This window comes from Phormidium yuhuli AB48, from assembly GCF_023983615.1.
Lineage (GTDB): Bacteria > Cyanobacteriota > Cyanobacteriia > Cyanobacteriales > Geitlerinemataceae > Sodalinema > Sodalinema yuhuli.
The window spans coordinates 2,406,310-2,430,576 of the sequence record NZ_CP098611.1 but is presented as its reverse complement, the minus strand read 5'-3'; the positions used below and the strand labels follow the sequence as shown (position 1 = coordinate 2,430,576).

General features: G+C 49.9%; 18 protein-coding genes. 10 read left to right on the top strand and 8 right to left on the bottom strand.

What is annotated here, in order from left to right:
- Positions 1 to 61: 61 nt before the first annotated feature.
- Positions 62 to 391 (bottom strand): DUF760 domain-containing protein, encoded by a 330-nt coding sequence (locus NEA10_RS10435; RefSeq protein WP_252659491.1) that lies wholly within the window; start codon positions 389 to 391, stop codon positions 62 to 64.
- 181 nt (positions 392 to 572) lie between these two features.
- On the opposite strand from NEA10_RS10435, the gene NEA10_RS10430 reads away from it, so the two are divergent.
- A complete protein-coding gene (locus tag NEA10_RS10430; RefSeq protein WP_252659489.1) occupies positions 573 to 932 on the top strand; it encodes a Lin0512 family protein in 360 nt (119 codons plus the stop codon).
- Positions 933 to 940: 8 nt separating this feature from the next.
- On the opposite strand, the gene NEA10_RS10425 is transcribed toward NEA10_RS10430, so the two are convergent.
- The 3 genes from NEA10_RS10425 to glyA form a co-directional block, all read right to left on the bottom strand.
- Positions 941 to 1,168, bottom strand: coding sequence for a type II toxin-antitoxin system MqsA family antitoxin (locus tag NEA10_RS10425; RefSeq protein WP_374111749.1), 228 nt, complete (start codon positions 1,166 to 1,168; stop codon positions 941 to 943).
- A 17-nt stretch (positions 1,169 to 1,185) separates the two neighbouring features.
- The gene (locus NEA10_RS10420) at positions 1,186 to 2,247 is read right to left on the bottom strand and encodes a glycosyltransferase family 4 protein (protein WP_252665334.1); all 1,062 of its coding nucleotides are present in this window, start codon (positions 2,245 to 2,247) and stop codon (positions 1,186 to 1,188) included.
- A gap of 255 nt (positions 2,248 to 2,502) precedes the next feature.
- A complete protein-coding gene (glyA, locus tag NEA10_RS10415; RefSeq protein WP_252659485.1) occupies positions 2,503 to 3,786 on the bottom strand; it encodes a serine hydroxymethyltransferase in 1,284 nt (427 codons plus the stop codon).
- Positions 3,787 to 3,997: 211 nt separating this feature from the next.
- Between glyA and NEA10_RS10410 the strand changes: the two genes are divergently transcribed.
- Positions 3,998 to 4,201: a hypothetical protein gene (locus NEA10_RS10410; RefSeq protein ID WP_252659483.1), complete on the top strand. Its 204-nt coding sequence runs from the start codon at positions 3,998 to 4,000 to the stop codon at positions 4,199 to 4,201.
- A gap of 71 nt (positions 4,202 to 4,272) precedes the next feature.
- Here NEA10_RS10410 and NEA10_RS10405 read toward each other — a convergent pair whose 3' ends face one another.
- On the bottom strand, positions 4,273 to 5,151 hold the full coding sequence (locus NEA10_RS10405) for a cupin-like domain-containing protein (protein WP_252659481.1): 879 nt from the start codon (positions 5,149 to 5,151) through the stop codon (positions 4,273 to 4,275).
- A 532-nt stretch (positions 5,152 to 5,683) separates the two neighbouring features.
- Between NEA10_RS10405 and NEA10_RS10400 the strand changes: the two genes are divergently transcribed.
- Entirely contained in the window at positions 5,684 to 6,514 is an 831-nt protein-coding gene (locus NEA10_RS10400) for an eCIS core domain-containing protein (RefSeq protein ID WP_252659479.1), read from the top strand.
- On the opposite strand, the gene hisA is transcribed toward NEA10_RS10400, so the two are convergent.
- Positions 6,511 to 7,284, bottom strand: coding sequence for a 1-(5-phosphoribosyl)-5-[(5-phosphoribosylamino)methylideneamino]imidazole-4-carboxamide isomerase (gene hisA / locus NEA10_RS10395; protein ID WP_252659477.1), 774 nt, complete (start codon positions 7,282 to 7,284; stop codon positions 6,511 to 6,513). The genes NEA10_RS10400 and hisA overlap by 4 nt on opposite strands.
- Before the next feature lie 289 nt (positions 7,285 to 7,573).
- On the opposite strand from hisA, the gene NEA10_RS10390 reads away from it, so the two are divergent.
- The 5 genes from NEA10_RS10390 (at position 7,574) to NEA10_RS10370 (ending at position 13,744) form a co-directional block, all read left to right on the top strand.
- Positions 7,574 to 8,461, top strand: coding sequence for a response regulator (locus tag NEA10_RS10390; protein WP_252659469.1), 888 nt, complete (start codon positions 7,574 to 7,576; stop codon positions 8,459 to 8,461).
- A gap of 29 nt (positions 8,462 to 8,490) precedes the next feature.
- Positions 8,491 to 9,192, top strand: coding sequence for a bifunctional demethylmenaquinone methyltransferase/2-methoxy-6-polyprenyl-1,4-benzoquinol methylase UbiE (gene ubiE / locus NEA10_RS10385; protein WP_252659460.1), 702 nt, complete (start codon positions 8,491 to 8,493; stop codon positions 9,190 to 9,192).
- A gap of 63 nt (positions 9,193 to 9,255) precedes the next feature.
- Positions 9,256 to 10,488, top strand: coding sequence for a DUF445 domain-containing protein (locus NEA10_RS10380; RefSeq protein ID WP_252659453.1), 1,233 nt, complete (start codon positions 9,256 to 9,258; stop codon positions 10,486 to 10,488).
- Positions 10,485 to 12,131: a glycosyltransferase family protein gene (locus NEA10_RS10375; protein ID WP_252659451.1), complete on the top strand. Its 1,647-nt coding sequence runs from the start codon at positions 10,485 to 10,487 to the stop codon at positions 12,129 to 12,131. The genes NEA10_RS10380 and NEA10_RS10375 overlap by 4 nt, the downstream gene beginning before the upstream one ends.
- Positions 12,128 to 13,744, top strand: coding sequence for a glycosyltransferase family 39 protein (locus NEA10_RS10370; RefSeq protein WP_252659449.1), 1,617 nt, complete (start codon positions 12,128 to 12,130; stop codon positions 13,742 to 13,744). The genes NEA10_RS10375 and NEA10_RS10370 overlap by 4 nt, the downstream gene beginning before the upstream one ends.
- Positions 13,745 to 13,768: 24 nt before the next feature.
- On the opposite strand, the gene NEA10_RS10365 is transcribed toward NEA10_RS10370, so the two are convergent.
- A complete protein-coding gene (locus NEA10_RS10365) occupies positions 13,769 to 19,222 on the bottom strand; it encodes a trifunctional serine/threonine-protein kinase/ATP-binding protein/sensor histidine kinase (RefSeq protein WP_252659447.1) in 5,454 nt (1,817 codons plus the stop codon).
- Positions 19,223 to 20,033: 811 nt separating this feature from the next.
- Between NEA10_RS10365 and NEA10_RS10360 the strand changes: the two genes are divergently transcribed.
- Entirely contained in the window at positions 20,034 to 20,690 is a 657-nt protein-coding gene (locus NEA10_RS10360) for a pentapeptide repeat-containing protein (protein ID WP_252659440.1), read from the top strand.
- 148 nt (positions 20,691 to 20,838) lie between these two features.
- Positions 20,839 to 22,056, top strand: a complete 1,218-nt coding sequence (locus NEA10_RS10355) for an ABC transporter permease (RefSeq protein ID WP_252659438.1) — start codon at positions 20,839 to 20,841, stop codon at positions 22,054 to 22,056.
- Positions 22,057 to 22,165: 109 nt separating this feature from the next.
- On the opposite strand, the gene NEA10_RS10350 is transcribed toward NEA10_RS10355, so the two are convergent.
- Positions 22,166 to 24,244: a WD40 repeat domain-containing protein gene (locus tag NEA10_RS10350; RefSeq protein WP_252659428.1), complete on the bottom strand. Its 2,079-nt coding sequence runs from the start codon at positions 24,242 to 24,244 to the stop codon at positions 22,166 to 22,168.
- Positions 24,245 to 24,267: the final 23 nt, after the last annotated feature.

The following is a 24,267-nucleotide window of genomic DNA, read 5'->3' as shown; positions in this document are numbered from 1 at the left end:
GGGAGATCCTGAAGAGGTTTTTGGCTGAACTATTAGCTCCGGAAGGGCCACGGGGCGCGGCTTACCCATCACCATCAGCATTGTCATCCATTTGAACCGCTTGTAAGGACTGGTCAAAGGCCATCCGCTGATGGGCACTGTTGAGGAAATACCCGTTCATCATGGCAGAGACGAGGAGTTTGCTGAGATTTTCCCGGGATGTCGTAACGGCGACATCGAAGCCTTCCGGGGGCAGCGTTCCTAACATTCCGGCGATCGAGCGTTCCATCACCTGGGCTACTTCCGGGTTGGGCTGGGAGAGTTTGGCGATCGCCTCAGGGGAGAGGGACTGCACATAATCCCAGAGGGGGTTATCGGTTTTCTCGCGTCCAGTGTGAGGTAGAGAGTTCATAATGGTTATGTTTGTCGCTCCGGCTATCTATTACTAAGATAGGAAATCTTGGCGAACTTGCCCAGTGAGTGCAACCGAAATTGGGAGGAGGGTTTCTTCGACCCATTTTTGGCAAAATTGCTCATTTTGGCGGGAACTTTCGGCTAAACTGTCCCAATAGCGTCAATGTTCAGGGAATGTCATGGCTCGTAAACGTTTAATTATTGAGATGGGGATGGGAGTTGACCAACATGGCCAGGATCCTACCGTGGCCGCAGTCCGGGCGGTTCGTAATGCGATCGCCCATAATGCCCTACCGGGTGTTTGGGAAGTTGCGGGATTAGATCATCCCAATCAAATGTATGTTGATGTTCAGGTGGCGGTTCCCTATCCTGACCAGGTTCGGCAGGAGGAGGTCTTAGCGGTGTTGCCTTTTGGACACAAAACCCTGCGGCTTGAGGCGGGGGGAATGGTCACGGTGGGGCGAGCCATTGCGGAATTAGAGGATAAAAACGATGATATGCTCATCGCCGTTGCTGCTGTGACCGTCTCCATGGATTGATCTCGGACTCAACAGGCAGCATACTGACGGACTTCGAGGTCAATTCCCTTGGCCATCGCCTGTTCTGCAACTTCGAGGATAACCCGAGTTGTCTCATCACTGAGATAATACTCACCACAGTTATCACAAATTTCGGCGGGAACGTTTTTCAGGATGATGATCACTCCATCCCGGTCTAGGGTCACGGTTGTTTTTCCTGGGACTGTATGTCCATGCTTGCAAATGACGCAATTCATCTAAGATTTATGGAATTCTAACGGGCATAGTTCCAGGCCTTCCAAGCCACATAGCCCAGCAACGAGGTGGCCGCTAAGGCATAGGCTTGGCCGCTGGGAAGTCCGGCAAAGGCTAAGGCCAAGCCACCCACCCAGAGGGTTAAGGCATAGATAAACAGAACCGTGAAGCGATGGGAGAGTCCGGCATTGAGTAGGCGATGATGGAGATGTCGCTTGTCGGCCGCAAAGGGAGAAATGCCATTGCGGAGGCGATCGACAATCACCGCTGACATATCAAAAATCGGCACGGCCAAAATAATATAGGGAAGTAACACCGCTGTAACGGCGGTACTCTTGACCAAACCGATCGCCCCGACGCCGGCTAAGGTAAAGCCGAGATAATAGGACCCACCATCCCCCATAAAAATTTGGGCTGGGTTGAAGTTATAGCGCAGAAATCCTAGGGCCCCTCCGGCTAACGCCGCCGCAATCAGGGCAGCTGCCGGTTGTTCCATAAATAAGCTCACCACCAACAGAACCACCGCTGCAATCCCAGACACTCCCGCCGCCAGTCCGTCGAGTCCATCAATCCAGTTAATCGCATTGGCCATTCCCACCAGCCAAATTACCGTCACCGGTAAACTCACCAATCCGGGTAATTCTACTAAGCCCAGGAAGGGAATGGTGAGAAAATCAATGCTGACCCCACAGACAGACCAGGCCACGCTAGCCACCAGCATTTGTAAGAGGAGGCGAGTAATGGCAGAGAGATTAAATAAATCATCGGCAAAACCAATCAGGAAAAAGAGAAGTCCGCCAATGGTCACTCCCCAAATTTCATATTCTGTGGCGGGATCGAGATAACGACCGTCGGTGTCAATAAATCCCCCTAACTTCCAAATTAGAAGTAGGGCCATGAGAGTCCCGAGGAAAATTGACACTCCTCCCAAGCGAACCATGGGGCGATCGTGAACTTTGCGATCATTGGGAATATCGACTCGGCCACTACGCAGGCCCAGTTCCTTCACCCAGGGGGTAGTAATCAGAACAATGGCTGCGGAAATGAGAAAGGCAAACAGATGATACAGATGTTGCGGCATCTGGAGTTGAAGCCCGAGGATAGGGTTAGGGTGGGAGCAATGGGGCTTAGTGTACCGCGATCGCGACGACTTCTGCCATGATTCTTTCCGATAAATTTCAGCCATCCCGGAAACGTCAAGCTCTCAAAACGAAGACTATAGAACGTTACGGCGGTTTTGAGATGGGAAAAAATTCCAGGGTTTCTCGGTCTCAGAGGCAAAAAAAGGACAGCCCGGTTGGACTGCCCAGAAACTCTGTTATCGCGGATACTTAATCTACGCCATAGCTGGGACGGGAATCCGTAAATGTGGATACAGCGGGAACTGCTGACAGAGGGTAGCTACCCGTTGGCGGCAGGTGTTGGCGACGGCCTCATCGTCTGGGTTGAGGAGGCGATCGGCGATGATGTTGGCGATTTCCTTAAAGTCCTCAACACCTAGGCCGCGAGTGGTCATGGCGGGAGACCCTAACCGTAAGCCACTGGTAACGAAGGGTGATTCTGGATCGAAGGGAACGGTGTTCTTGTTGGCGGTGATATTGACCCCACTCACCAATGCGTCGGCTCGTTTCCCGGTCATTTTCACCGATCGCAAATCGACCAGCATTAAATGGTTGTCGGTGCCATTGGAGACAATTTTGAGACCCCGTTCCTGAAGTTGCCGGGCCATGGCCTGGGCATTCTCAATCACTTGTGCCGAATAGGTTTTAAATTCGGGTTTCAGGGCTTCCCCAAACGCGACAGCTTTGGCGGCGATGACATGTTCCAAGGGACCCCCTTGGCTACCGGGGAAGACAGCTTTATCGAGTTTTTTACCCAACTCAGCATCCTGAGTCAGAATCAGACCTCCCCGGGGACCTCGTAGGGTTTTATGGGTGGTGGTGGTGACCACGTGACAATGGGGGAGGGGGTTGGGGTGATGACCACTGGCGACGAGTCCGGCGATATGGGCAATGTCGGCGAGGAGGTAGGCTCCGACTTCGTCGGCAATGGCCCGGAATTTGTCGAAGTGGATGGTGCGAGGGTAGGCGGAGTAGCCGCAAATGAGGAGTTTAGGCCGGTGCTTGAGGGCCAGTTGACGGATGTTTTCGTAGTCGAGTTCTTCGCTGTCTTGGCTGACGCCATAATGGTGGACGTTAAACCATTTCCCGGAGACATTGACTGGGGAGCCATGGGTGAGGTGACCCCCATGAGACAAATCCATGCCCATAATGGTGTCTCCTGGCTTCAGTAAGGTCAGGAAAACGGCAAAATTGGCTTGGGCGCCGGAATGGGGCTGAACGTTGGCGTGGGCTGCCCCAAATAATGCTTTGGCTCGGTCGATGGCTAGTTGTTCGGCGCGATCGACATGTTCACAGCCACCGTAGTAGCGTTTTTTGGGTAGGCCTTCGGCGTATTTATTGGTGAGAACTGAGCCTTGGGCCGCGAGAACCGCAGCGGAGGTGAAGTTTTCGCTGGCGATGAGTTCTAGGTGATCCCGCTGGCGTTGCAGTTCTGAGTTGAGGATCTCCGCTAAGGTGGGATCACTGGCGGCCAGGAAGTCTAAGTTAGTCTGAGTCATGATTGAGTTAAATCGTCTGGGTGCGTCGGCTGACGACGGGTTACACGTGTTAGGGGGGGGATTCTGGGGGCCTGAACTCCTGATTGTAGCCTGTTTCGATGGTTAGGTGAAGGGCGCTGGGACTCGGGAGATGAGCGATCGCCCAGGGGCGGATGTAGGGCCTACAATGGAGTCAGGTCAGCGTTAATCCCGTTTTGGAGGTCTTGGAATCATGGTTGTGATTTTAACGGACAATTCCCTGTTACCCACCTGTCAAGTTTGTCAAAGCTGCCTGTTGGCTGACCACAACGGACAACCGCGCTGGCGTGGGGGAAAACTCGATTGTGGACGGGTGGTCAACTCCTGTGGCGATCGCTCGGGTCGTCATTATCAATGTGTGATGGGGTTTCATGTGGCCCGGATTGATGTGGATTGAGACCCGGCTTCATTCCTCAGCCATGGCGATCGCCCATATGGACCTGTTTTGAACCTCCTCTCAACGGTCTCTTAAAACATCCGTATTACTTTCTCGACTTCTTCCTTGCGGTTGGGTTTCATGAGGGCTTGAGCAAACTTAAGACTCATGAAGGGCATGGATAATAAAAAGGCAAAATAGGTACGCCAGGAACTCCATTGAGATAGAACCCGGCGACGGGGGAACACGGCCCAAAATCGGTTGGCTGAACAGACAAATCCCTCTCCTAATGCACTCACTTCATGCCACCAGCCAACCGGAAGATAGAGAACATCCCCTGGATTTAAAATGACTTCATAGCGGTGTTTAAAGGCTTCCTCTAGACCAGGAAATGTCTCAAAATCAGGTTTGTCTGGATAGACTTGGCTGAACCAAGACCGTAGTTTTAAGCCATGGTGTAGATGTCCCATCAGGGGAAAGGGATAAAGATTAGAAAGTTGGGCGGGAGGAAATAAGACGACCCGTTTTTGTCCGGATAATTGAATCAAGGTTCCGTCAAAGGTGTCGTAGTGTAGACTTTCAACATGACCACCGGCTCCAGCCCAAAGATTGAAGTCGGTCATGGCTTTGTGGAGATTAAATTGAGGACCAAGGGCTTGCAGGCTGGGGGAGTTGGCCAGTGATGTTGTGGCTAGGGGACATTTGGCTAAATAAATATCGTCACGGTGGGCTTCTCCCGATCGCACTAGGCTCGCATACTCGAAAAAGGAGAGACATTTGGCGGCAATCCCACTGCCGATCGTTTGCCATTTACGTTTGTCAAGGGTTTGTCGCTCCTGACCATAAAAGCGACAGAGGAATTTTTCTGAGCCAATTTTTGATTCCAAATATTCCAGGTTCCATTCCGGTTCAGAGACCCCATGGCGTAAAACAACGGGAATCCCTGGGATTTGATGCTCTTGGATAAACATCTGGGTTGACCATTGTGCTGGAGATAGCTCCTTGACGGGCAAAAATGGAATTGTTTTATCCTGTGTTTGCGATGGGTTTGTGACAGTTTCAGGATTGGCTTGAGTCATGTAAGAACGAGTCGGATGTGAATGAATTTTGGATTGGATTGTATTGTAGTAGAAAAAGGTGCGTTAGGTGAAGGAGTCCTGATTCGTTATCGATGAGTATTGCGTCATTTTGAGGGACTTCAGCCCAAGGAGGCTCGTCCATCAGTGGGTTGTGATTTAGGATACCCCAAAAAACTTAACATTTCTACAAACTCAACACGATTTGGAACGTTTTGTGATAGGCGATCGTCATAGGTTCAAGAAAAGGAACAGGATCACGAGACAGTGTCTCTGTTTATCATAAGTAGGGGGATAGATTGTAATGCTCATTCAACTGAGGTCAGACTCTAGAGTTGAACCCCAGCTTTCTGTCCTACCGGAGGACGCATGACCTGGTAAGACTCGATAACCCAGTTTGTCCCGCCCACCCAGATTGAAGACTGAAATGCCATCGCCTCGGTTAACCCTCCATTCCCGTCAGAGCCGCCGCTCAGACATAAGACGACATCCTCAAAGTCGTTCACGAGTGAGGTTAAGGCGCTTACACCACCGCCTAGCGGTGGGATTGCTGAGTTTTTTTAGCTGTTTGACGGTCGTCTTGTCCGGTTGGTCAGTATCGGAACAGACGATTGTTTCCTGCCTATCGAGTCATACTCTGCTCGGCCAGATTTGCGCCGGCAAAGTCCCGGAAGGTCTGCCCAAACCGGTTTTAATTCGTCTAGGAGCCGTATCCTACCAGGCGATCGCCCAAATTATGCACCATCAGTATCCTTATGGATCTGCCCTCACCCTCTCTCAGAAGCGATATCTACGCCCTTTTTTTGGCGATTTAGTCGATCGCGTTGAGGTCGTCTATGAGGTCCAACTGATTGATAACTGGGTGGGAGCTAACCTGCGGCTTGATGTCGGCTCATCCAATGCTCAGGTCTATGGGAACCGGATTTATATCCATCAGCCGTATACCCCCGAGGATCCCGAACAACTGGTGCTTCTGGCTCACGAGTTAGTCCATGTGCGCCAATCTGAAGACCTCGGAGGACTCCACGCCTTTGGTCATGAATATTTCCGGGAGTACAAGCGAGCGGATCTGGTGTATAAAGAGAACGTCTTTGAGCGGGAAGCCTTCGCCATTGAAGATAAATTCCGTCAATGGTTGGAGCAAAACTTCCGCCGGGGCAGTCTGCGGCATCGGCAACCCCAACGACGACCCCAGCGACACTCTCACGGCTCTGAATCTCCGGGTCTGCACACTCCCGAGATTCCCCGGCATCCTTAAGCTAGAGCCGAGGATCCTAAGTCCGGTGGCACGTCTTGCCAACGTCCCTCACCCACGGCCCGAACGGCCTCTTGGAGCGATATATCTCCCGTATAGAGGGCCCGGCCGATAATTGCCCCGGTTACCCCCAAGGATTCCAGGGAGAGTAACCCCAATACATCAGAGACCGAACTCATGCCACCTGAGGCAATGACCGGAACGGAGATGGCCTCGGCCAACTCTCGCAAGGCCTCACGATTGGGACCCCTGAGGGTTCCATCTCGGTGAATGTCCGTATAGATGATAGCGGCTACCCCATAATCAGCCATCTGTTGTGCTAAATCTGTGGCTTTAACTTCTGAGGTTTCCAGCCAGCCACGGGTGGCGACTGAGCCGTCACGAGCATCAATCCCCACGGCAATCTGTCCTGGAAATTCCTGACAGAGTTGTTGAACCAATTGAGGCTGTTCCACGGCAGCGGTTCCGAGAATGGCACGTTCAACGCCACAGTCTAAGACTCGGGCCACTGTCTCGCGATCGCGCAGGCCACCCCCAAGTTGGACGGGAATGGATAGCCGACGGGTAATGGCTTCAATGACAGTGCTATTTTCAGGACGACCTTCCTTGGCCCCGTCGAGATCGACCAAATGGAGGCGACTCGCTCCTTGGTCTTGCCATTGTTGCGCCATGGCTACAGGATCTTCACTAAAGGTTTGCGACTGTTCATAGTCTCCTTGGTAAAGGCGGACACAACGGCCACCTAATAAATCAATTGCGGGAATGACGTCCATTGGGGTCTCCTTGTCAAGAGGTTCACAGAAGCGGTTAATCTGGAGGGGTCGAGACTCGATGCGTTTGGGCAGATATTAAAGATTTGTCTGGTCATAGATCTGAGTTTCGCGATCGCCCACTTGGCAAAGTATCATAGATCAGGGACTTGACTGTCTCCAAGCAAGGGAGAGGAGAGGGTTCCGGTTCGATCAGGAACCAACTGTCCAAATGGAGGTAGGTACAATCCATACCATGCCAGAACTTGCCATGCCAGAACTTGATGATGTAAAGACTCGATTGAGGACTTCGATGCGACCCAAAAAACCGAAAATGCTGGTGGTTGACGATGAACCAGATAATTTAGATTTGCTCTATCGCACCTTTCGCCGAGAATTTCAGGTTTATAAAGCTGAAAGTGGCATCCAGGCCCTGGAGGTTCTGGAGAAAGAGGGCGAAGTGGCGGTGATCGTCTCGGATCAACGGATGCCGGAGATGAAAGGCACGGAGTTTTTAAGTAAAACCGTGACTCAATTTCCCAATACAGTCCGGATTATTCTGACGGGTTTTACGGATATTGAAGACTTAGTCGAGGCGATCAACTCTGGACAGGTCTATAAATATATCACTAAACCTTGGGACCCCAATGAGTTACGAGGGGTGGTCCAACGGGCCGCCGACACCTATGAGTTGCTGAAACAGAAAACCGAGGAACTCGAATGGTCTCAGGCCCAGATGGCGGTACTCGCCACCCTCATGGACGTGGCCCAAACTTCAACGGATATTGAATCATCGCTACAACCGATTGCCGATGCTCTGGGAGAGAACTTTCAGGCTGACAGTTGCATTTTGCAACTGATGGATGGGAGTGACCTAGCCGGTAGTCCGGTCTGTTACGGCCAAGACGAGAGAATTGACCTCGGGGATGATCCCTTGGCCCAAGAGGCGATCGCCAGTCAAATGGTGCAAGGGGTGGCGAACGTTGCCGGAGATGCAGAATTAGGGCAACTCGAAAGTTATCAATCTACAGGGGTGAAAGCTCATTTAGTGTTGCCGGTGGTCTTCCGTAAGCAACTTCTGGCCTTGGCCTCTCTGCAATGGAAAAGTCCCAATGCTATTCAAGAAAATGAGGTGGAATGGATTCACCGCTGTACCCAACAAATGGCATTGGCGTTGGCTTCTGCTAAGCTTGCTTCTTGAAGGCCTAGGGATTGATTGGATGAGATTGAATGAGTATGCAGCCTGACCCAGGGGAGATTCAGCAACTTTTCGACCGCATCGCTCCCCTCTACGATCGCCTCAATGATAGCCTCAGTTTTGGCACTCACCGGATCTGGAAACAGATGGCAGTGAACTGGTCTGGGGCGAAGGGGGGCGATCGCGTCTTAGATGTCTGTTGCGGGAGTGGGGATATTGCCCTCCTTTTGGCGGAAGTGGTCGGTCCAACGGGGACGGTTGTGGGGGCTGATTTTTCCGTTGCTCAGTTAGAGGTGGCCCGCCATCGCAGTTACCAGCAGCTGCGATCGGTAGATTGGATTCAGGCCGATGCCTTACAACTGCCCTTTGAAGACGAGTCTTTCGACGCAGCGACCATGGGCTATGGCTTACGCAATCTCACGGATATTCCCCAAGGGTTACATGAACTCTACCGCGTTCTCAAACCTGGGGCAGGGGTTGCTATCCTAGATATGCACCGGCCCCAATCCCGGGGGATGCGAGCCTTCCAACAGTGGTATCTCGATACTTTAGTCGTTCCCACTGCCCAACGGTTTCGAGTTAAAGAGGAATATGCCTATATTGCCCCGAGTCTTGATCGCTTTCCCAGCGGTTCCCGACAGGTGCAACTGGCCAAGTTAACCGGGTTCCAACGAGTCGTCCATTACCCCCTCATGGGAGGAATGATGGGAGTCCTCGTCGCCCAGAAGCCCTAAAACCCCAAGGCTAAGTCTTGCCTCTTCCCCCCTGTTCCCTGTTCCCTGTTCCCCGTTCTCTTCTTGTTACTCCCAGACATTTGGTTTCTTCTTATCCCCCCAATTGCTGGCGGAATCATTGGCTATTTCACCAATGACCTCGCCATCAAAATGCTGTTTCGTCCCTATCGGGCCTATTATGTCGGTAAGTATCGCTTGCCCTTTACTCCCGGTTTGATTCCCCGGAACCAGGAACGTCTCGCAAAACGGGTTTCTGATACTATTATGGGCTCACTGTTAACGCCGGGGGAACTGCAAAAAATTGCTCGTCGTCTCTTGGCAATTGAGCGACTTCAAGGAGCAATTCTGTGGCTGCTCAAGATGGCACAGGGGAGTTTAAAGGCAGACCCAAATGATAAAAGCAATAAAATTATTGCAGGAATCTTACGCGACTTGGTGGGGCGATCGCTTCCCCGAATCTTAAAGGTCTTGGCACGACGAGAGGACTTCCTCGATCGCCAACTCAATCAAATTTTTGATGATGTTCTCTTAGAGTTTCAACTCACCGATAGCCAAGCTTATCAGCTATCGGAGTGGTTGATGAAAATCGCTCTATCTCCTAACGCCGTTCGCTTAGCTCTCATTGACTTTTTGACCGACCGAAATATTTTGATTATTGATGAAAGTTTCCGAGAAAAAAGTAGCGGAACCTATTGGTTGGTTGCCAATGTGTTAGGATTACGGAATGCTCTAGTTCGCCTGAGAAACTTTTGTTTAGATGATAAGGAGCAAGCCAATAAACGACTTGAAGAAGTGATAGACTCTCTTTCCTTGCAATCACGGCTGAAAGAGTTTTTACAAAACCTCTCCTTGCAAAACTTGCCCGTCTCTACAGTTAGACAACTACGAAAAACATTAAAAGAAAGTGTTCGCAAATATATTAAAACAGAAGGAAAAGCGTTATTTGAGAGTTTAAGCGGCTCCGTCGATTTTGAAAATGTCGCCCAATTAGCTATAACTCGTCTTCAATCTTCTTCGGCGGTGAATGATTCCTTAGAGCCAATTAGCTATGAGTTGGCTTTAGTGTTGGATCGCTATTTGGAAGAAGACCTAGAAAAGATTGTTGCTCAAGCCATTCCCATTTTATCCATCGACAAGGTGATTGTGGATCGAGTGAATGCAACATCTCCTGAAAATCTGGAAATGGCGGTAGAAGGAATTGTTAAAAGTGAGCTGCAAGCCATTGTCAATCTAGGAGGACTCTTGGGGATTTTTGTGGGTCTGGTTCAGTCTGGCATCTTATTACTACGCCCATGACCTTGAGAGTTGTTGATGGCATCATTTATGGGGTATTTCTGACCGTTGTGGTTGGTGTTAGTGTCAGCTATGTTAGCCAAGAAACGGGTTTTTATAGTTGGGATTATGCTGACTATCAGAACTATGCCATTTTGGTCGCAGAGGCGTTTCAAAATTCCATTCAGGAGGGATGGGAGTTTATTCAATTGAGTTTGAGTCAACAAAAAAATGCTCTGTACACGTTACCTCTTTTGCCCTTTCTTTGGCTTGGACAGAATAGCCGTATTGCCTATTGTTTGGGCTTGTCTCTGGTTTATCTAGTCCCCTTTTGTCTAGGATTGGGGGCGATCGCCCAAGAACTACCGTTTCCCCATCAGCACTACTGGGGACGGCGATCGCGATTTTGGTTCGCTAGTTTCTTCGCCCTTCTGTTTCCCATGACCTGGGTTCCCCTCTTGCGAGGTTACCCTGACATTGGGGGAGCCACCCTCCTGATTTGGGCAACCTGGTTTTATCTGCGCGACCCTAGTTTACATCGCCGACGATCAATTCTGGCAATGGGTCTCCTCATCGGACTAGCAATTTTGTTTCGTCGCCATTTTGCCTATCCTGCCTTAACCATTTTACTGGCTGCCGCCGTTTCTCAAGGGTCTCTGGAACGAAAGAGTTGGCGGCCGATGCTGGGGGTGTGGCTACGATTGACCCTGGTGGGGATTGTGGCTGTGTTGTTGATGTTCGCGATCGCGCCACACTTTACCCAACGTGCCTTAACGACGGATTTCAGTCATCGCTATGAACGTTGGCAGCTTCCCATCTCAGTGATGCTAGAGCGCACCGGATTAGCCTATGGTTGGGGAGTTTGGGGATTGGCCCTACTCGGATGCCTCCTCAGTCAACGCTGGCCCTCTCGACGCTGGCGGTTTGTGGGAGGAGCGAGCTTTCTATCTCTGGGAATTTTGCTGTTTCACTTGCGATATGGGAATGTTCACTACACCCTGCATCTAACTCCCTGGCTCGTGTTAGCACTCTTGGCCCTGCTCGGTGAACTTCAGCGATGGCCGTGGGGAATCGTTATCTTGGGAGCTTATTTAACGGTTAATCTATCTTTAGGATTGGGATTCTCAACAGTTCCCCCCTCAGCTGCTGGCCTATTTGCTCGCGCCTATGCTCCCTTAGTCCGTCAGGATCACGAGGTGCTACAACGGCTGCTACAGCGCTTGCAAGAGTTGAGTCAGCAGCAGCAACAGATTGCCTTTCTGGCCGCCTCCAATCACCTCAATACCTCTATGTTTATCTCGGAGCAATTTCAACAGTTTCGCGACGCTCCCCCGTTAACCCTACTCCCCGTCGCGATTTTTGATGGGGAGGTGTCTCCCTTAGAGATGGTCTTGATAGCAGATGTGGTGGTGGTGGCGACTCCGGCTCAGGTGATTGGTTTAGATGAGGAGCAAGTGGTGCGATCGCGCTCTCAGACACAACTTGAGTATTTATCTGAGGCTTTTTCCCACACTTGTGCGATCGCCCAAGATTTCCGCCGCCTCCCTGAATCCTTCACCGTCACAAATGGAATCACTGTCTGGCTTTACCAACGTCAGCAACCCACCTCCGCTAAAGTAGAAGCCGTCACCCGAGAACAGATGAGCGAATTGCACCCGTGTTCATGAAATGTTTGGCTTGGTTTGTCCTGGGGTTCGGGATACGCCTGATTGGCTTAGGAACGTTACCTCCCTGGACCGATGAATGTGCCACCCTGGCGTTTAGTTTGGGGAATAGCTTTCTGGAGGTTCCCCTCAATCAATTGATTCCCCCTGAACAGCTGCTAGACCCATTACAACCCACTCCTGGGGCAGGTTTAGGGGAGGTTTGGCAACATTTAATGCAGGAAAGTACCCATCCACCCCTATATTTTTTTCTGACTCATCTCTGGCTGCAACCCGTCCGAGAGGCCTCTCCAGAACCGCTACTTTGGGCCAGTCGCGCCCTCTCCGCCTTTTGGGGAGCTTTAACAATTCCGGCGATGTATGGCTTAGGGAAGCGAGCTTTTGGCTCAGCCACCGTCGCTCACCTGGCGGCGGCGTTAATGGCTCTATCACCCCTGGGGGTCTTTTTAGCTCAGGAAGCTCGCCATTATACCTTGGCAATTTTCCTGGCGATCGCCTCCTACTATAGCTTTACCCTAGCCCTAGAAACTCTTTTTAACCCCAATTCCTCAGCACAACGATGGCTGTGGGGTTGGACGAGTGTCTGGATTCTGGTGAATGGCTTGGGAATTGCAGTGCATTACTTTTTTGGTCTGCTTCCTCTGATGCAGGGAGTGGTTTTAGGGAGCCATTGGCTTCAGGGGACTGTTCCTAGAACGGCGAGAGCTTGGCGAGGGGTGGGTGTGGCGGCGTTGGGGACGGCGGTGACTGGGTTGGTATGGCTTCCCGTCTGGGGTGGCTTTGTGGAGAGTGATTTAACGGATTGGGTGAGCGATGGCCAGTTAGGGGTATTTGAGTCTTTGGGCCGGGGGGTATTATGGCTGATTTCTATGGTCTTCATGGCTCCGTTGGATGTGTTTGTGCTACCGCTTTGGGGCTTGGTTTTGGCGGCAGCGGGCTTACTTTTGGCGTTGGTGGCGTTGGGGTATTTGCTCTATCGTCATAGGGGGAAAACTCGCCCTCAGGTGAGGATATGGTGGCAGGTGTTTTGGGTAGAATTGCTGCTCCTGTTAGGACTAACCTACAGTACGGGTAATGATTTAACGCTCGCCCCTCGTTTCTTTTTCCCTTTATTGCCAGTGGTCTTGTTGCTGGTGGCGGCGCTGTTAGAATCAGCTTGGCTACACCAACAGAAGCACGTGTTATCCTTGGGACTGATCCTGTTGGTGGGAAGTTTGAGTGTTGTTAGCAATCTAAGTTACTTACAAAACCATCGCGGCGATCGCCTCGCGGGGATTATCAACTCCACCTCAGATGTTCCTGTGATTTTGGCAACAACCCATAAGCATCATGGACAAACGGGACGGTTACAGGCGATCGCTTGGGAATTACGGCGCTTAAACACCTCTCTCCCTCAGCAGTTTCTCTTAGCTCACCCCGATGAGGAACACTATCCCACAGATGTGTTGAGGGAGGAGTTATCGACCCTTTCACCTCCGTTTGATGTCTGGTATATTAACTTCCATGCTCCCCAAGTCAGCGATCAACAGATACCAAACTGGACAAGGATTCCCATTCCGCGCGAGCAATTTCCGGCGGTGAATGGCTACCGATATGACCTGGTTCAGTATCGGTGATAGCATGATGATTTTGGTTATCTGCTATTGAACAGGAAGAATTATTTCAAATTCTGTTTCCCTGAGAGAGGGCGATGTTACTCTCAATTCTCCTCGATGTTTTTGAATAATGGAATAGCTAACAAATAGTCCCAACCCGGTACCACTCCCCACGGGTTTGGTCGTGAAGAAGGGGTCAAAAATACGGTCTTGAATTTCTTTGGGGATCATGCTGTCAGTATTGGCGATCGCAATGCGAACCTGTCCCTGAGCGAGGGCTTCCGTGCCAATCCGAATTTCAGGGTTGTCGGTGCATTGAGGATTTTCTCGAATAGCATCGATCGCATTGTTGAGAATATTCAGAAACACTTGATTTAACTGGCTCGGATAACAGGTAATTCTAGGTAAATTACCATAGTTGCAGACTACTTTTATTTCAGGGAAATTTCCCGTTCTTTGCAAGCGATGCTGCAAAATGGATAATGTGCTGTCAAGACCACTGTGTAAATCCACTGCTTTGCTCAAAGATTCATTCAAACGAGAAAAGTTTTGCAAACTCAGTACAATTTTCTGGATGCGATCACTCCCCTTTGTCATTGACTTCAGAATTTCTTCTACGTCTTGCAACAGAAAATCAAGGTCAATTTCCTCTTGCTTGATTTGTAGGCTTTGACTAACTGGATCAGCCTCTTGTTGATAGAGATCTAATAAATCTTTTAAATCTTCTAAATAGTTGGCTAAAGGAGTTATGTTTCCTTTGATGTAGCCAATAGGATTATTGATTTCGTGAGCAATTCCAGCAACAAGTTGTCCCAATGATGACATCTTTTCGGTCTGAATCAGTTGCGCTTGGGTTTGTTGCAAGTCCTTCAAGGTTTGCTCTAATTCTTGATTCTTTTGATGAAGTGCTTGGGTTTGGCGCAAAACTTCAGATTCTAAGATATGGGAATAATTGGAGACTTTTTGGTAGAGTCCAGCATTTTCTAGAGAAATGGCAGCTTGGGTGCATAAGAAGTTGAGGATAACCACACGATCACCCCTGAATACGCCACTCGCAGAACGATTTTCCAGATATAAAATGGCCCGTAAATTACCCTGCTTTAGAATGGGTAAACATAATACACTTTTGGGGTGATGCCGATCTAGGTAATCATCTATTACAGGTAAGTCAGTATCGAGATCATCAATACTAACCATTACCATCGTATTCTTCACATACTGAATCAGCTTGGCAGGAATGCTGGGGTTATCATCCACGGATGTAGATTGCAAGGTCACCTGGTCTAGATTTGCCATCACCCGCACCTGCCATTGGTCATCCTCACAGAGTATTAAAGCGCACTGATCTGCCCCAGAGTTTTCCAGCATGGTCTGAGCTAGGGTTTCCAACAGTTCATCTAGGGCGATGGTACTGGCGAAAGTTTGAGAGACTTGCAGCAGGGTTACAAAATCTAAGACCTGGTTAGTGCTGCTTCTCGATACACTTTTACTTGAGTAAGTATGGACAGAGTAGGTTGACTCTGAGATCGTGGATAGGGTTTGTAAAACCGTGAGGGGTTGATTGGCGGCTTGCAGGATAGGTTGCAGCAATTGAGGATAGCGTTGCTCCAAATCATCGACTTTGGCTTTGGCTCCCCAACGGGTATAGCAGTAGTAAGCTTCTTGAATGTAAGCGGCGGCTACTTTCTGTTTGCCCCAATCTAGGTAAAACTGACCGGCGAGTTCATTGGCGAGGGCTTCTTCTGGGGTGTAGCCGTTTTCCTTGGCTCCAGCTATGGCGCGATCGTAGTAATCCCCAGCTTCATAGGACTGACCCAATACTCTCAATCGTTCAGCACTCACTAAATCAACCTTATGTTGATGATTCATTGGTGCATGGTGTGCCCAAAACTCTAGCTGAGTTTGATTACACTCGACTCGCTGTTCTAAGGTAGAGGCCGCCTCCTCTGTAACGGATGGCAACTGTGCTAACGCAATCAGGGAGTCATAGAAGTAAAAGACGGCTTCTCCTAAAGTTCCTGCCCCAGCCATTAAATAATTGCGAATCTCTAGGGCATCATGATTGGCTAAATCTATCTCTCTAAACAGATAGCACAACATGATTTTATATAGATAGAAAAAATATAGCCCAGATAAATCATGAGCAGACAGCATGAAGGGCAATAGTTCGGTTTCTTGAACGGCTTCCCCAGCGAGAAGAGTGGGGTCATCAGTCTGTCCTAGCAAATTCAAGGTAGATTGCCAGCAAAGACGGCAGTAATTTGCGACAGCCAATTGATTAAAATTGACCAGAGCCTGGCAGTAGTCCTGTGATTCCTGTGCTAAGGTTGTTAGGGGTTGACCACAGAAAAAAGAATAAGTACAAAATTCGTTAGCATTGTAGGCAAGATATTCCAAATTACCAACGTCTAGTGCTGCTGTATAGCCGTCAGAGAACAACGGTAGGGTTGCTATGACTGGAGATTTACGATGTAGAATATAGAGTCCTACGGCACTATATATTTCTGGTTTAACGGCCTTGGCATCAAGTTTATCAACTAACTCGAGTGCCAACTGACTAAATGCTGTAGCCCCGTCCACATCCTGCAAAACATTACAAGTCACAATGCTGTATAACGAATAAGCTAAGGCAGAATCGGCTGTATTACCTGACTCAATCGATAGCTTAACAGCACAAGAAACGAGTAAAGGAAAGAGGGGAGAGCCGGAAAGATAAGCCGCTGGAGCCACTCCAGTTGTTATCTGGATAATGGCTAATTTCAGTTTATCGACGTTCTCGGGGAGATGAAGTAAATCTATGATGTCTCGATCCCCAATCAATTCGGTGATTTCCTGTATGTTTGTCTGGATATCCTCAGATGTAGGGGCAGGACTAAACGTGATCCCCAATTCTTGCAGGACGTCTTGACCAATGATGAGAGCTTCAGGGAATTTAGCCAGGGAGATTCTTGATTTAATATGAAGCTTGTAAACATTGATTTTATCTAGTAACTTTTGTGCCCGAGAAATCACAGTATTAATACATTCTTCCATTTGGGGGAAATCCCCAGTCAAGAACGCGATTTCTGCGGCCAGTTCATAAAATGAAAGAGTGACGTCATACTGTTCTTCCCAAGCTTTTTCTCCCAATAATGAGACTCCTAATTCTGCATAGTTTTGGGCCGCGTCATAAGCCGCGGCCGATCTGGCTTTTTGAGCGGCGATGAGATTGAGTTGTGCCACTTCAATTTTCTCGGAAGGTTGGCGAATTAGGGAAATGCCATAGTTGAGTTGATTAACCAGCTCAAAAATTTGTTCGTCTCTCGTGGCCGGAGATGTTTGTTGTAGGAGCAACTGACCAATATGATAATGAGTCCATTGTTTTTGATCTTCCGGAATGAGAGAATAAGCCGCTTGTTGGATGCGATCATGCAGAAAGCGATAGACAGGGGCCGTACGATGATGAACCTCTGCTAAATTTATGTCTTCTGCATGAAAAAATTTATAAACTTGAGTGAGGGGAACAATCAATCCTTCTTGCAAAGCTGTCCACAGTGCTTTTGCTGCCTCTGTTAAGGATTGTTCTGCAACGATTGCTAAGGTTTCCAGGTTAAACTGATTTCCGATACAAGCGGCAAGTTTCAGCATCTGCTGAGTGTTTTCTGGCAACTTTTGCAATTGTAAAGCCATAAACTCTACTACATTATCTGTGAGAGCAAGGTCATTGATGTGAGCCATATCACATTGCCAATAGCCTTGATCTCTCTCAAAGGTAATGTATTGATCTTCATAGAGTGCCTTGAGAAACTGAGTGGTAAAAAATGGATTGCCCTGGGTTTTGCGATCAATCAGTTCTGTCAAGGGGTTTGCTAATTCTGGAGTACACCGTAAGGTATCGGCAATTAAATGATTGGTATGCTTGAGACTTAAGGGAGCTAAGGTCAGGGTGTTGACCGTCAAGTTATTTTTTTTCAAGTCTGCGATCGTCAACATCAATGGATGAGCAGGGGGGACTTCATTATTTCGATAAGCCCCCAACACCAGTAGATAACCACTGCTTTCCATCAAGACTTTCAGCAACTGTAGTGAAGCGGAGTCTGCCCATTGCAAGTCATCTAGGAAGATGACTAAGGGGTGGGTAGCAGTCGTAAAAACCTGAATGAACTTCTGAAACAAGACATTAAACCGATTCTGCACGGCACTGCCCGACAGTTCAGGGGCGGGGGGCTGCTGACCAATTACCTGTTCTAGCTCTGGAATTACCTCAATCAAAACTTGTCCATTTGTACCGACTGCTTCTAAAATCTGAGACTGCCATTGGGCTAATTGAGCATCAGATTCTGAGAGCAATTGATTGACTAGATCTCGCAAGGCTTGAACAAAAGCTAAGAGGGGAATATTGCGGTTAAATTGGTCGAATTTTCCTTTGATGAAGTAGCCTTTTTGCTGGGTAATGGGTTTGTGAACTTCATTGACGACAGCAGTTTTACCAATCCCAGAAAATCCTGCCACGAGTATCAGTTGTGATGTTCCTTGGGAAACACGCTCAAAGGCGGTTAATAGCTGGGCGACTTCTGTTTCTCGGCCGTAGAGTTTCTCAGGGATGAGGAAGCGATCGCTCACATCTCGCTGGCCCAATTCAAAATCAGCCACAGTACCGGTTTCTTGACACTGGACTAAACATTGCTGTAAATCATGCTGGAGTCCCAAGGCACTTTGGTACCGAGCCTCGGCATTTTTTGCCATCAGCTTAGAGACGATCGCCCCCACCATTGAAGGGATAGAAGGATTTAGCTGCTCAAGGAGGACAGGTACTCTAGCGATATGGCAATGTACGAGTTCCATCGGATCCCCTGATTCAAAGGGCAACTGACCACTCAGGAGTTGATACAACGTCACGCCTAAGCCATAATAATCTGCTCGGTAATCAATACCCCGATTCATCCGTCCAGTCTGCTCTGGGGCAAGATAGGCTAGCGTCCCTTCTAAAACATTTGGATTTTGAATTTCCTGGGTCTCCTTCGGTAACAGGGAGGCAATGCTGAAATCGATTAGCTTGACTTCTTTTGATATGGGATGGATAAGGATATTAGCCGGTTTAATATCTTTATGAATAACTCGATGTTGATGTAAGTTGTGGAGGATGGTAGCCAGTTTTAGGGCGATCTCCAGCACTTCAGCGAGATTGAGACTTTGCTCCTGATGATATTGGCTTAAGGACAACTCCCCCCCATCTTCCATAATCAGGGCGTAGCCATTCCCCACCCATTCAAGGCTCAAGGGCTTGACAATCCCTGAGATGGGCAGTTTTTTGGCGATCGCATACTGATTGCGAAACTGCACCAACTCGCCAAAGGTAGGATATTCCACTGTTAGCTGTTTAATTACAACTGAACCTTGAGTCCTATTGCATAAGGCTCGATAGATAACAGTACGAAGACCTAAATAAATTGAGTCTAAAACGGTATATCCGGGCACTGTAAACGGGGGTGGGAATGAAGAATTCGTTGAATAGGTCATGGAATTTGCTAAGTACTTTTTGAAGTTTTAAGACTTATTCTAGAGTGGTAGCCGAAATTCGTGATGCTTAATATCACTTTATGGTCAATGGGTCGAGACTTAAGGGTGATCTGCTGCCTTTCTGTGGTTATGGCGGCAAAGGATGACCGTTGTGCCATCTCATCAAAAACATCAATATCGCCCGCATCAACTCAGGCAAATTCAAATTCTGTCGCACATGGTCCAACTCTACCACCTCCAGTTCTGCCTAGACCTCCTCTCCCGGCTTCGGGAATGCTTCTCCATCCTAAATCAAGCAATCCTAATAAGTTATTAACATATGTCTTCTATAGTTCCCACGTTGTCTAGAATACAACCTACTCGGCTATTATTTTCATGGGCTAGCCCAGATCCCCAGCTTCCCAGAGGGGACATTTTTTCACTCTGGACTCTGAAGTTGAGGGCACTGCCCGGGTCAGCGATGATGGGGTAAAATGGTTGGGAGTGCAATGACCCCACAACGATGGATTGTCCTCACGGCCACAGCCACCTACTCGTGAAGAATGGATAGGGTTCACGTCCCAATGGGGCGATGATGCAGCGATATCGGTGCTGACGTTGTGGCAAGGAATACATTTGCGGGGTTAGCGATGATGAGTGGCGCTACGCCAAGGCGTTATTGGGAAAACAGATGACGCCAGGGACAGATGACGCCAGGGATGGTCGCCGCTGCTCTCGCCCTTTATTCCCCCCCAAATCCTCTGTCTGGGAGGGTTTCCGTCTATTTCTTTCTAAACAATAAGTATCCTGTCGCCCACAGGTGTTAGCTACCATGACTGCTCTTGACGACCTTGAATCTGGACAATCCAAGCACCTCCGAGGGGCTAATCTTGAAGACCAAACCCTGTCGGGGCTAGATTTACATGACATTGACTTAGCCGGTGCTAAACTCTCGGGGGCGGATTTAGTTCGTGCCAACTTAGCAGCGGCCCATCTGCAAGGGGCCAATTGTTTGGGGGCGAACTTCGATTACAGCAACCTGCGGGCGAATCTCGTGGGGGTTAATCTCATGCAGGCCAGTTTACAGGGAACGGATTTACGAGGAGCCAATTTACGGGGGGCCACCCTCATGGGGGCGAATCTTCGGGGAGCCAGTTTGGCTGGGGCCGTCCTGAGTGGGGCGAATTTGGTGGGAGCCAATCTGATGGGAGCGGACTTACGAGGGGCCGATTTGCGGGGGGCGAACCTTAGCCATAGTCATCTCAAGGGGGCCAATCTCTCTGAGGCGGAATTACAGGGGGCCAATCTTTACGAGGCCGATTTAGAGGAGGCGAATTTAGGGGGAGCGAACCTACAGGGAGCCAATCTGGTACGGGTGAATTTCCTCTGTGCCAATCTGCAAAACGCTAAGCTAGAGGGAACTAGCCATGCGGGAGCCTGTTGGACAGGAACGATTCTCGATGGTGCGGTTGATGAGGTTCCTGTCTGAAACTAAGCCCATTTATCGATAATGGCAACGATAAAATTAAGGCTTAAATAGCCGACAAATAGGGACAGAAGCACGAATAAAACGATACTGAAAATATCTTTGGGATTGGTTTTCATCAGCAGCTAAGAACTAGGAGGACGGGGGAGATATGAATTTTGTTGAGTCGTTAAAAATGGCGGGTCAAACCCTATTGGCGAATAAACTTCGCAGTAGTTTGACCATGTTGGGGATTATTATCGGCAACGCTTCGGTGATTGCTACCATTGGCATTGGTGAAGGGGCGCAAACCTTTGTCTCTGAGCAGGTGTCGTCTCTGGGAACCAATTTACTATTTATTGTCCCCGGTAGTCCCGATGCCCAACGGCGACCCGTGCGACCCCCTCAGACCTTGACCTTAGCCGATGCCGAGGCGATCGCCCAACAGGTTCCCGGAGTGGATCAAGTTGCACCACAACTCAACGGCAGTGAACTGATTTCCTACCGCAACCGCAATATGTCGGCGGCCATCTATGGTATCACACCGGAGTTGTTGCCCGTTCGCAATTTTGCTGTGGCCCAGGGACGGTTTATTGATGAGTTAGATTTGCGGCGGACTCAGAAGGTGGTGGCCCTGGGGTCGGAGATTGCGGAACAACTTTATGGCAATGTTGATCCCATTGGCGAGATACTACGGATTCGCAATACCAGCTTTCGGGTGGTGGGGGTGATGGAACCCAAGGGGTCGACTTTTGGCACCAACCTGGATGATACGGTGTTTATGCCGATTACCACTATGGCGGCTCAAATTAGCGGTCAAACCTCCCCCTATGGGTTAGCGGTGACCTTTATCAATGTCAGTGTCCAGGATGAGACTCAGATGCGGGCCACCCAGTTTCAGATTGAGAACCTCTTGCGGCTGCGTCACCGCATCACCAATGAAGATGATTTCACCGTTCGCAGTCAAAAGGACCTTCAGGAAACGACCGGGGCTATTACTGGGGCGTTAACGATTCTTTTGGCGACGGTGGCGAGTATTTCCCTGATTGTGGGGGGAATCGGGATTATGAACATTATGTTGGTCTCGGTGACGGAACGGACTCAGGAGATTGGCCTACGCAAGGCCATTGGTGCGTCTCCCAGTGACATTCTGATGCAGTTCACCATTGAAGCGGTGTTGCTGTCGGTGATGGGGGGTATGGTGGGAACGGGAATTGGCATGGCTGGAGTGGCGGCGGTTGGGGTGTTCACGGACTTTGAGGCGGGTTTGTCCCCGACGGCGATCGTTTTGGCGACGGGGGTCTCCGGTGGAATTGGTCTCATTTTCGGGGTTTTACCGGCGCGACGGGCCGCTCAACTTGACCCAATTGTGGCGTTGAGAACGGCGTAATTCAGTCATGGCTATTTCACTCGGAGTCCAACGACACGCTCTTGATTATCTCTGTTGTCAAGCAAATTGAGCAACGTCCAACATCCCACAGCTTCACGGTTCTGTCCCCTCAAACCGAGACCCGCCTCGTGCTATCCCCATTCAACTCCGCAGTCCTGACCTCACGGGAATGAGTCTCAAGGGAGTGCAAGAGTTCCCCAGTCTCCACGTCCCACAGCTTCACCGTTCCGTCCTCTGAAGCTGAGACCACTATCGTGCCATCTCTATTAAACTTGGCACTCCTGACCAGACCCTCATGAGCCTCAAGGGAGTGGAGGAGTTCCCCAGTCTCCACATCCCACAGCTTCACCATTCCGTCCCCTGAAGCCGAGACCACCTTCGTGCCATCCCCATTAAACTCCGCACTCGTGACCCAATTCTCATGAGCCTCAAGGGAGTGGAGGCGTTCCCCAGTCCCCACATCCCACAACTCCACCGTTCCGTCCCCTGAAGCCGAGACCACTATCGTGCCATCCCCATTAAACTCCGCACTCGCGACGGACCAATGAGCCTCAAGGGAGTGAAGGAGTTCCCCAGTCCCCACATCCCATAGCTTCACCGTTCCGGTATTTGAAGCCGAGACCACCTTCGTGCCATCCCCATTAAACTCGGCACTCATGAACATACCCAAATGAGCCTCAAGGGAGTGGAGGAGTTCCCCAGTCTCCACATCCCACAGCTTCACCGTTCCGTCGTTTGAAACCACTATCGTGCCATCCCTGTTAAACTTGGCACTCATGACCAGACCGTCATGAGCCTCAAGGGAGTGGAGGAGTTCCCCAGTCTCCACATCCCACAGCTTCACCGTTCCGTCCCCTGAAGCCGAGACTACCTTCGTGCCATCCCCATTAAACTCCGCACTCGTGACCCAATCCTCATGAGCCTCAAGGGAGTGGAGGCGTTCCCCAGTCCCCACGTCCCACAGATTTACGGTTCCGTCCCCTGAAGCCGAGACCAGCCTCGTGCCATCCCTATTAAACTCCGCACTCGAAGCCACACCCAAATGAGCCTCAAGGGAGTAGAGGAGTTCCCCGGTCCCCACATCCCACAGATTTACGGTTCCGTCCAATGAAGCGGAGACCACCATCGTGCCATCCCCATTAAACTCCGCACTCATGACTGCAATCCGATAGTCTAATGTGTTTTGAAGACTGATATCTTGTAGGATTCCGCTGAGACTTTCAATCAGTTGCACGGTTGGATCGGTTTGGGCTGAAACGGGTCGAGTTTGCAACGGCCGAGCTGTTGCTGTTAACAGTGCTGTTAACTCATCCTTCGGGGTAAACTGTCTGAGGGCCAGACGACTGTTCCGCTCCAATTCTGTGGTTAAGTGTGGGAGGTTCACCTCACGATTTGACCAAGCTAGAGTGCCTAAGGAAAGTGCCATAATGAGCCCCCCAACGGCACTCATCCAGCCTATCTGAGGTTTCACCCGACTCTGACGTTGCCTAAAGTCGGCAGCAGCGTGGTCCCATTTCCCAGGGTCTACTGGGGCCTGACGACCTTGGGTTAAGGCCAAGTCAGGGGCTAAGTTCAGGCCCAGGGGTTCTCCCAGTTGGGCCAGTTGTTGACAGGCTGGTTCAATTTCTGGTTGTTGGTGTTTCCCGAGTCGGCGATCGATCCCCTGTTCTAATGGACTCAGAACCTGTTGCACATTCAGCTCTAAGTTAGCTTGGATATCCTCAGCTGAAGGCAAAAAACGCTTCGAGGTCGTCCAACTTTCCAGGTCATTGGCGATATCTAACATTTCCCGTAAGCCCGTGTCATCTAACCAGAGAACAATGGGAAAGGCAAACTTATGACGGAGCTGATCTCGCATCTGATTGGCTTTGACCAAAAAGCCTCGCAAATCTGCCAGTTGAGTCATTCCCCGCAGTTGGATTCCCTCCGCTGTTTGCCCGTCCATGGCCCTCTCAATGACTTGGGCCAGGTTTTGCGTTTCTACGGGTAAGGTTGCCGTTAATAACGCGAACTCATGCTGATGCTGAGTTTCCGCCTCTAATCGTTGCGACCAGCGATCGCACAAACTGTGGTAGTTACAGGACACTACTATCAATTTGAAGTGTCCCCGTGACAGGGCGATCGCCTGAGCCAATTGACGCAGACTTTTTTCATTTTTAGCAGCAACATCGTTAGCGGCAATATCCATCACAGGTTGTCTTCCTCACGTCT

Bases quoted from the DNA above. Each gene is read 5' to 3' on its own strand.
- NEA10_RS10435 (WP_252659491.1), bottom strand. From the start codon at position 391: ATGAACTCTCTACCTCACACTGGACGCGAGAAAACCGATAACCCCCTC.
- NEA10_RS10430 (WP_252659489.1), top strand. From the start codon at position 573: ATGGCTCGTAAACGTTTAATTATTGAGATGGGGATGGGAGTTGACCAA.
- NEA10_RS10425 (WP_374111749.1), bottom strand. From the start codon at position 1,168: ATGAATTGCGTCATTTGCAAGCATGGACATACAGTCCCAGGAAAAACA.
- NEA10_RS10420 (WP_252665334.1), bottom strand. From the start codon at position 2,247: ATGCCGCAACATCTGTATCATCTGTTTGCCTTTCTCATTTCCGCAGCC.
- glyA (WP_252659485.1), bottom strand. From the start codon at position 3,786: ATGACTCAGACTAACTTAGACTTCCTGGCCGCCAGTGATCCCACCTTA.
- NEA10_RS10410 (WP_252659483.1), top strand. From the start codon at position 3,998: ATGGTTGTGATTTTAACGGACAATTCCCTGTTACCCACCTGTCAAGTT.
- NEA10_RS10405 (WP_252659481.1), bottom strand. From the start codon at position 5,151: ATGTTTATCCAAGAGCATCAAATCCCAGGGATTCCCGTTGTTTTACGC.
- NEA10_RS10400 (WP_252659479.1), top strand. From the start codon at position 5,684: ATGCCATCGCCTCGGTTAACCCTCCATTCCCGTCAGAGCCGCCGCTCA.
- hisA (WP_252659477.1), bottom strand. From the start codon at position 7,284: ATGGACGTCATTCCCGCAATTGATTTATTAGGTGGCCGTTGTGTCCGC.
- NEA10_RS10390 (WP_252659469.1), top strand. From the start codon at position 7,574: ATGCGACCCAAAAAACCGAAAATGCTGGTGGTTGACGATGAACCAGAT.
- ubiE (WP_252659460.1), top strand. From the start codon at position 8,491: ATGAGTATGCAGCCTGACCCAGGGGAGATTCAGCAACTTTTCGACCGC.
- NEA10_RS10375 (WP_252659451.1), top strand. From the start codon at position 10,485: ATGACCTTGAGAGTTGTTGATGGCATCATTTATGGGGTATTTCTGACC.
- NEA10_RS10370 (WP_252659449.1), top strand. From the start codon at position 12,128: ATGAAATGTTTGGCTTGGTTTGTCCTGGGGTTCGGGATACGCCTGATT.
- NEA10_RS10365 (WP_252659447.1), bottom strand. From the start codon at position 19,222: ATGACCTATTCAACGAATTCTTCATTCCCACCCCCGTTTACAGTGCCC.
- NEA10_RS10360 (WP_252659440.1), top strand. From the start codon at position 20,034: ATGACTGCTCTTGACGACCTTGAATCTGGACAATCCAAGCACCTCCGA.
- NEA10_RS10355 (WP_252659438.1), top strand. From the start codon at position 20,839: ATGAATTTTGTTGAGTCGTTAAAAATGGCGGGTCAAACCCTATTGGCG.
- NEA10_RS10350 (WP_252659428.1), bottom strand. From the start codon at position 24,244: ATGGATATTGCCGCTAACGATGTTGCTGCTAAAAATGAAAAAAGTCTG.